Origin of the sequence: Albidovulum sp., from assembly GCF_041919395.1 — a bacterium.
Classification (GTDB): Bacteria; Pseudomonadota; Alphaproteobacteria; order Rhodobacterales; family Rhodobacteraceae; genus Albidovulum.
The window spans coordinates 21,879-29,634 of record NZ_JAYRTX010000032.1 but is presented as its reverse complement, the minus strand read 5'-3'; the positions used below and the strand labels follow the sequence as shown (position 1 = coordinate 29,634).

Sequence of the window (7,756 nt, the reverse complement as noted above, 5' to 3'; positions counted from 1 at the left end):
AGGCAGAAGAGGTACTTCGACGAGGCCGTGGTGTTCGCGCCCGTCACCGCATGACCGAGAAACGTGCGTTCCGGCGCCGAGATCTGGCCCGAGGCCGAGTAGTTGTAGAACCACGGGACCTTGTTGAAGAGCCAGACGAGGAAGAACTGCGCGGCAAGAGTGGCGACCGCGAGGTAGAAGCCCTTGATCCGGAGCGACGGCAAGCCGAAGAGCACCCCCACCCCGGCGGTGATCCCGCCCGCAAGAAGCACATGGATCAGGATCGAGACCTCGGGGAAGGCGGTCATCAGCTTGTAGCAGGCATAGGCGCCCACGGCCATGAACCCCCCGGTGCCGAGCGAGACCTGGCCACAGTAGCCCGTGAGGATGTTGAGCCCGATCGCGGCGATCGCATAGATCAGGAAGGGCACGAGGACGGCGTTTGCCCAGTAGTCGTTGATCAGGAACGGCACAACCCCGAAGGCCACGGCGACGACGGCGTAGTAGCGCCAGCGGTCGAACCTGATCGGGAAAGTCTGGCTGTCGTCCCGGTAGGTCGTCTTGAAATCGCCTGCCTCGCGGTAGAACACGTCTCAGCCCTCCACTTTCCGGTCAGGCCGGGGGTTCCACCCCCGCACCCCGGCGGTATTCCCGAAACGGCGGGGCCCCGGCGCAATCATCCCTGCCCCTCCGACGTGCGCTGGTGTTCGCGCGCGACCTGGTTGGAGCGCTTCGCGTAGCCCGTCGCCTCGGAATGGCGGACGAGCCAGAGCCAGGCGACGATTCCCACCGCGCCGCCGAGGGCCGCGAGGACGAGCGCGATGGTGACATGCGGACCATCGGTCGGGGCGCCGGTCAGTGCGACGTAGCCGAAGGCCCAGAAACCGGCCCAGGCGATGACGTTCAGGATGGCGATCAGTTTCGGCATGTCTCAAACCCTCTCGATGATGCGTTCACCGAAGAGACCTTGCGGCCGGAAGACGAGGAAGAGAAGGGCAAGGACATAGGCGAACCAGTTTTCGGTGGCGCCGAGCGTGAAGCCGAAAATGTCGCCAAACCACGACGAGCTGACAGTGAACTCGAAGAGCTTCTCGCCCATACCGATGATGAGCCCGCCGACGATGGCGCCGGGGATCGAGGTGAAGCCGCCGAGCATGAGGACCGGCAACGCCTTGAGCGCGATCAGCGACAGCGAGAACTGCACGCCCGACTTCGATCCCCACATGATCCCGGCGACGAGCGCCACGAAGCCCGCGATCGACCAGACCAGCACCCAGATGAAACGGAGCGAGATTCCGACCGAGAGCGCAGCCTGGTGATCGTCGGCCACCGCGCGGAGCGCCCGTCCCTGCTTGGAATACTGCGAGAAGAGCGTGAGCGTGAGGACAAGGAGCGCCGCGACGACCGAGGCCACGATGTCGAGGTTGTCGATGAAGAAGCCGTAGCCGAGAAGGCTTCCGGTGACGCTTTCCACCGTTTCGTTGATACCCTGCGGAAGGCCCACGTCGAGCGTCTTGATGTCGGCGCCCCACATTATGTCGCCAAGCCCTTCGAGGAAGTAGGCCATGCCGATCGTCGCCATGAAGAGGATGATCGGCGGCTGGTTCACGAGGTGCTTGAGAACATAGCGCTCGATGACGATCGCAAGGAGGACCATTACTCCGGCGGCGAGCGCGATGGCGACGATGGCGGGCAGGCGCCAGCCGAAGTGGTGCAGGTCGGTGCCGAAGACGGTGTTGATCAGGTGCGCGAAGGGCAACTGCCCTTCCTGGAACCCGACGAGCGTCAGCGCGGCGAAGAGTGCGAGCACACCCTGAGCATAGTTGAAGATTCCGCTGGCCTTGAAGATGAGCACGAAGCCGAGCGCGACGAGAGAATACATCACCCCGGCCATGAGGCCGTTCAACCCTGCCTCCATCGCGTAGAGAAGCTGGTCAGGCATGGCGTTTCTTCCTCCGGCGTATTTCGGTCCGGTCAGTCATGCGCGACCCCCAGATAGGCGCTGATCACGTCGGGGTTGTTCCGCACCTCGTCGGGCGTGCCGTCGCCGATCTTCTTGCCGTAGTCCATGACGACGACCCGGTCGGAAAGGTCCATGACCACGCCCATGTCGTGTTCGATGAGCACGATCGTGGTTCCGAACTCGTCGTTCACGTCGAGGATGAAACGGCTCATGTCCTCCTTTTCCTCGACGTTCATGCCTGCCATCGGCTCGTCGAGAAGGAGAAGCTTCGGTTCGGCGGCCAGCGCGCGCGCCAGCTCCACCCGCTTCTTCAGTCCGTAAGGGAGCCGGCCGACCGGCGTCTTGCGGATGTTCTGGATTTCAAGAAAGTCGATGATCTTCTCGACCTTCTCGCGGTGATGAGTCTCCTCCCTTTCCGCCGGGCCCCACCAGAGCGCCTGGGAAAGAACCCCGGACTTCATCAGCGTGAGCCGTCCCGTCATGATGTTGTCGAGAACGCTCATCCCGTCGAAGAGCGCGATGTTCTGGAAGGTCCGCGCGATGCCGAGGCGGGCCACCTGATAGGGCCGCATCGGCCCCCGCCGGACACCCTTGAACCAGACCTCGCCTTCCTGCGGGACGTAGAAACCGGAAATGACATTCAGCATCGAGGACTTGCCCGCCCCGTTCGGCCCGATGATCGCGCGGATCTCGCCGTCGCGGATGTCGAAGGAGATGTCGGTGATCGCCTTCACCCCGCCGAAGCGGAGCGTAATGTTCTTCATCTCCATCAGGACGCCGCCGATCTTGCGGCCGTCAGGGGTGGTGTCGGTGTCGGCGGTATCCTTCATGGCCGTGCCTCCCGCAAGGCCGGGACCGCCCCCCAACCCACACTCCCCCACAAGGGGGAGGGTGTCGCGGGGCGACGGCGCTTTGCGCTTCCCCTCCCCCTTGCGGGGAGGTGAGAGGGGTGGAGGGCGACCACGGCAGTCATTCCGCCGCCATCCTTTCCTGCGCCGCCATGACCTTCGCGTCGCGGATACGCAGCGTGGCTTTGATCCTGCCCTTGCGCCCGTCTTCGTAGGTGACTTCGGTCTCGGTGTAGATCTCGTTCCTGCCGCTGTAGAGCGCGTCGATCAGGTCGGCGAACTTCTCGGCGATGATGGTGCGGCGGACCTTGCGGGTGCGCGTCAGTTCACCGTCGTCGGCGTCGAGTTCCTTGTGCAGGATCAGGAAGCGGTGAACCTGGCAGCCCGAGAGCATCGGGTCGGCGGCGACCGAACGGTTCACCTCCTCCACATGGGCCTCGATCATCTCGCCGACCTTCGGATGCTGGCTCAGTTCCTGGTAGCTCGCGTAGGCTATGTTGTTGCGCTCGGCCCAGTTGCCGACCGCGTTCAGGTCGATGTTGATGAAGGCGGTGCACATCGACCGCCCCGCGCCGAAGACGACCGCTTCAAGGATGTTCGGGTAGAACTTCAGCTTGTTCTCGACATACTTCGGGGCAAAGAGCCGGCCATCGGCCATCTTGCCCACGTCCTTGGCGCGGTCGATGATCCTGAGATGCCCGCTGACCTCCTCGAAGAAGCCGGCGTCGCCCGTGGCCACCCAGCCCTCGGCGTCCTTGGTGGAGGCGGTGGATTCGGGGTTCCTGTAATATTCGACGAAGGTGCCCGGCGAACGGTAGAAGACCTCGCCGGTGTCGCCTATGCGCACCTCCACCCCAGGCGAAGGAACGCCGACGGTATCCGAGCGCACCTCCCCGTCGGGCTGCTGGGTGATGAAGACCGAGGCCTCGGTCTGGCCGTAGAGTTGCTTAAGGTTGATGCCGAGCGAGCGGTAGAAGTCGAAGATCTCGGGCCCGATCGCCTCGCCGGCAGTATAGCCGACGCGCACGCGGGAAAAACCGAGCGTGTTCTTCAGCGGCCCGTAGACGAGGAGGTTGCCGGCCCCGTAGCGCAGGCGGTCGATCGCCGACACCGGCTTGCCGTCGAGGATCGCGGGACCGACGCGGCGGGCAACCTCCATGAAGTGGTCGAACATCCGCTTCTTCAGCCGCCCCGCATCCTCCATCCGGATCATGACGTTGGTCAGCTGGCCCTCGAACACCCGGGGCGGCGCGAAGAAATAGGTCGGCCCGATCTCGCGCAGGTCGGTCATCATCGTGGCGGCGCTTTCGGGGCAGTTGACGGTGAACCCGGTCCACATCGCCTGCCCGACCGAGAAGATGAAGTCGCCGACCCAGGCCATCGGCAGATAGGCAAGCACGTCGTCGTCGCGGCCGAGGCTGTCGAACTCGGCCGAGTTCCGCGAGGTCTCTATGATGTTCCGGTTCGACAGCACGACGCCCTTGGGCTTGCCCGTCGTGCCCGAGGTATAGAGCATGACGCAGACATGGTCGTAGGTCAGTTCCGCAATGCGGGCATCCAGTTCGGCATCGAACCGCTGATGCGCCGCACGCCCCTCCGCGGCAATGTCGGCGAGCGCGTTCATGTGACCGTGGTCGTACTTCCGCATGCCCCGCTTGTCGAGGTAGGCAATCTGCTCGATCCCGGTCACGCGGTCCTGCACCTCCAGGACCTTGTCCACCTGCTCCTGATCGCCGCAGATGACGTAGCGCGCACCGCAATGATCGAGGACATAGGCCATCTCGTCGGCGACCGCGTCCTGGTAGAGCGGGACCGGCACGGCGCCGCACATCTGGGCCGCCACCATCGACCAGTAGAGCGCGGGCCGGTTGCGGCCGATGATGGCGACATGATCCCCGCGCGCGATGCCGAGCGACATCAGGCCGAGCGCCAGCGCGCGGACCTCGTCCGCCGTCTCGGCCCAGGTCCAGCTCTGCCAGATGCCGTATTCCTTTTCGCGATAGGCGGGAAGCGTGCCGAGGTCGCGCGCGTTGCGCGCCAGGAGCGCGGGAATGGACTGCAACTCAGGCTTGCTCGCTGTCGTGGCCACCGAAGCGCGTCTCCCCCAGCTTCTCCCCGTGCGCCGGACTTTCGGCGCATTCGCCCGAGCGGCGATTCCGCCCCTGCCGTCAGACTTCCGGGTCGGAGGCTGGGCGTCAAAGATTTCCTGACTTTTGCGCAAACGTTACGAATTGTAACAGACAGACCTTGCCCCTTCCGCCCGCCCCGCCGGCGGTGCTAGCGATAGGTCGACGGAGGGGAGATGGACCGCGAGGATCCGCGCACGAAGCTGACGCAAGCCGGGCTGAACCTCATTCAGCAGGCACTGTCGATCTTCGACAGCGGCCTCAGGTTGGCAGTTTCGAACCGCCAGTACCAGGTCATGTTCGACCTGCCCGACGCCCTCACCCGACCGGGCACCTCGTTCGAGGAGACGATCCGCCACCTCGTCCTGCGCGGCGAATACGGCGAAGTCGCCGACCCCGAGGAGGCGGTTCGCATCCGCGTCGAACAGGCCCGTGCCTTCGTGCCGCACTACATGGAGCGGCGCCGGCCCGATGGTCGCACGATCTCGGTCGAAGGCTCCCCGCTGCCGCAGGGGGGCTGGGTTACCGTCTATACCGACATCACCGGAATCAAGGCGCAAGAGGAACTGCTGCGCGGGCGCTCGGCGGAACTGTCCGAGGAAGTGCTGAACCGAACCGAACGGCTCGCCCAGGCCAACCGGGCGCTTGCCGCGACGAACGCCGCGCTGGAGGAGGCCAAGCGCGAGTTGACCGAGATGGAGGCGCGCACCCGGCTCGTGACAGAGATGATGCCGGCGCACATCGCCCATGTGGGCCACGACTCGGTCTACACATACTCGAACAGGCGCCTTTCGGCGGTGATGCCGGGCAGCCCTTCCGATATCGTGGGTCGCTCCGTCGAGGAGGTGCTGGGGCCGGCCACCTTCGCCAGGATCGAGCCCGGACTCCGCCGCGCGATTGCGGGAGAGGCGAATGTATTCGAGATCACGCACGAACCCTCGGGGCGGCGGATCCGCATCGCGCTCACCCCCGACCAGGGGCCGGCTGGCGGTGCGCAGGGGGTCTACGCGCTGTCGATGGACGTAACCGAGGAGGCGCAAGCCCGCGCAGCGTTGACGCAGACCGCGAAGCGCGAGCTCGCGGCGCAGCTGACCTCGGGCCTCGCGCATGACTTCGCCAATCTCCTCACCATCATCCTCGGACTTCAGGGGCGGCTCGAACGGCTGCCGGGCCTGCCCGCGGATGCGGCTGCGCTGGCTCGGTCGACTCTCGCGGCGGCGCGGCGGGGCGGCCATCTTCTCGACCGGATCGCGGCGATCTCCGGCCCGCGCGAGGTGAGGCCGCTGCCCACCGATCTGCCCGCTCTTCTGGCGGACCTTCAGATCATGGCGCGGCCCTCCTTGCCCGACGGCATCGGGCTCGACCTTCTCGTGGCAGATATGGGCGGGCCGGTGATGCTCGATGCCGGCTCGCTGCAGGATTCATTGCTGAACCTCATCCTGAACGCGCGCGACGCGATCGTGGCAGGCAAGGCCGGGACGGGGCGAATTACCGTTGCCGCACGTCGACTGCGCGACACCTGGCTGGAGATCTCGGTGGCGGATACCGGGCCGGGCTTCTCGGCCGAAGCGCTTGCACGCGGGCTCGACCCGTTCTTCACCACCAAGGGGGGCGACGGGTCGGGCCTCGGGCTGTCGATGGTGTACGACCACACCAAGCTGTCGGGGGGTACGGTGAAGCTCGCCAACCGGCCCGAAGGCGGCGCGACGGTCACGCTGCGGCTGCCTTTCCGCCCGGCCGCAGGTGCGGAGCCCGCAGAGCCGCTTCTCGTCCTGCTGGTGGAGGACCGCGAGGAGATTCGCGCCGACGTGCGCGGGATGCTGCGCGCGCTCGGACATAACGTGATCGAGGCGGCGAGCGCCGACGAAGCGATGGAGCTTTGCGATCTGCCGGGGCTCGACCTCATCCTGTCCGACATCGGTCTTCCCGGATCCATGACCGGAATCGACCTCGTCGCGGCGCTCGCCGCGCGCGGCCATCCGGCGAGGATCATCCTGATGACTTCGTTGCCGCACGGTGACGCCCAGCGCGCCCGCGCCGGGACAATCCCGGTCCTGTCGAAGCCCTTCTCGGTCGGCGACCTCGCCGCGGCCCTGTCGCGCCGGAGGGCCGCATGACGCCCGTCCGAGACGCCCGCCCGCATGTCGCGATCCTCGACGACGAGCCGGAGATTCGCCGGATGCTCGCGGACGCGCTGGAGGAGGCGGGGTTTCGCACCTCGACCTTTTCGCGCGCGACCGAGTTCGAGGCGGCGCTGAAGCGCACGGCGCCAGATGTCTGCCTCGTGGATCTCGGCCTGCCGGACCGCGACGGGCTGGCACTCGTCCACCGGCTTGCCCTGGAATCGGGGGCGGCAATCATCATCATCTCGGGTCGCGCGCAGGTGCAGGACCGGGTGACGGGGCTGGAATTGGGCGCCGACGACTACATCATAAAGCCTTTCGACCCAGCCGAGGTCGTCGCCCGCATCCGCGCCCGCCTGAGGAAGGGCCGCTCCGACACCGACCGCATCGCGACGGTCGCGCACTTCGCGGGCTGGACGGCTCATTTCGACCGCTACCTGCTGGCCAGCGAGGCCGGTGAGGAAGTAACCTTCAGCCATGCGGAGGGCGAGGTTCTCCGGCTCTTCCTCGAAAGCCCCAAGCGGCTCATCTCGCGCACGCAGATGCAGGAAATCCTTGGCGGCGCGGCGGGCGAAAGCTTCGACCGGGCCATGGATGTGCGCATCTCGCGGCTCAGGACCAAACTCGGCGAGGATCCCAAGAACCCGCGCCTGATCAAGACGATCTACGGCGCGGGCTACATCTTTCTTGGCGACGTGCGCTGGGGGTGACAAAAGG

The 7,756-nt window shown here is 66.0% G+C and carries 7 protein-coding genes; 2 read left to right on the top strand and 5 right to left on the bottom strand.

The window, feature by feature from the left end:
• The 5 genes from ACMUOO_RS07580 to ACMUOO_RS07560 all read right to left on the bottom strand — a co-directional run.
• Nucleotides 1–569 (bottom strand): branched-chain amino acid ABC transporter permease (locus ACMUOO_RS07580; protein WP_413854982.1); only part of this gene is annotated, 569 nt, incomplete at its 3' end.
• Nucleotides 570–655: 86 nt separating this feature from the next.
• The gene (locus tag ACMUOO_RS07575; protein WP_301920327.1) at nucleotides 656–907 is read right to left on the bottom strand and encodes a hypothetical protein; all 252 of its coding nucleotides are present in this window, start codon (nucleotides 905–907) and stop codon (nucleotides 656–658) included.
• A gap of 3 nt (nucleotides 908–910) precedes the next feature.
• Entirely contained in the window at nucleotides 911–1,921 is a 1,011-nt protein-coding gene (locus tag ACMUOO_RS07570; protein WP_301920328.1) for a branched-chain amino acid ABC transporter permease, read from the bottom strand.
• 32 nt (nucleotides 1,922–1,953) lie between these two features.
• Complete coding sequence (locus ACMUOO_RS07565; RefSeq protein ID WP_301920329.1) at nucleotides 1,954–2,772, bottom strand: ABC transporter ATP-binding protein; 819 nt, start codon at nucleotides 2,770–2,772, stop codon at nucleotides 1,954–1,956.
• A gap of 139 nt (nucleotides 2,773–2,911) precedes the next feature.
• Entirely contained in the window at nucleotides 2,912–4,879 is a 1,968-nt protein-coding gene (locus ACMUOO_RS07560; protein ID WP_301920330.1) for a long-chain fatty acid--CoA ligase, read from the bottom strand.
• 213 nt (nucleotides 4,880–5,092) lie between these two features.
• Here ACMUOO_RS07560 and ACMUOO_RS07555 point away from each other — a divergent pair, with 213 nt between their 5' ends.
• Both ACMUOO_RS07555 and ACMUOO_RS07550 read left to right on the top strand, forming a co-directional pair.
• Complete coding sequence (locus ACMUOO_RS07555; protein WP_301920331.1) at nucleotides 5,093–7,033, top strand: PAS-domain containing protein; 1,941 nt, start codon at nucleotides 5,093–5,095, stop codon at nucleotides 7,031–7,033.
• On the top strand, nucleotides 7,030–7,749 hold the full coding sequence (locus ACMUOO_RS07550) for a response regulator transcription factor (protein WP_301920332.1): 720 nt from the start codon (nucleotides 7,030–7,032) through the stop codon (nucleotides 7,747–7,749). The genes ACMUOO_RS07555 and ACMUOO_RS07550 overlap by 4 nt, the downstream gene beginning before the upstream one ends.
• Nucleotides 7,750–7,756 lie beyond the last annotated feature (7 nt).